The sequence below is a fragment of the Peribacillus sp. SIMBA_075 genome, assembly GCF_046534585.1.
Genome location: NZ_JAWRYN010000332.1, coordinates 1 through 311, shown reverse-complemented (window position 1 = coordinate 311; position 311 = coordinate 1). Strand labels below are relative to the sequence as shown.

1 protein-coding gene is annotated in these 311 nt (G+C 53.4%); it reads right to left on the bottom strand.

The genetic code is table 11. The features are described from left to right. On the bottom strand, positions 1–277 hold a 277-nt coding region (locus SB775_RS28455), incomplete at its 3' end, for an exonuclease domain-containing protein (RefSeq protein WP_410864531.1). Between the last annotated feature and the right edge of the window lie 34 nt (positions 278–311).

Below are 311 nucleotides of genomic sequence, written 5' to 3'. Positions count from 1 at the left end.
CTGTGATTCCAGTCAAGGAACGAATATGGGGAGGGATCGAACGCCCAGGCTTCACCAGGGTGTAAAAGGAATCCCCGAGCACCAATCGATCTCCCTTCATCGCTACCGCACCAATCGAGATGATCTCGTCGCCATGATCGGGATAAAATCCCGTCGTCTCCAGATCGACCACGACGACCTCCATCTCTGCAAGCGGAATATCCGCACTGGAATCTGCCTGCCTGCGTTCCTTGCTCAATGAACGCAAATAAGCGAGATGGTGCTTATCACCCTCGATATGCCCCGTTTCCCATGTTTTTGCGACACTAGCC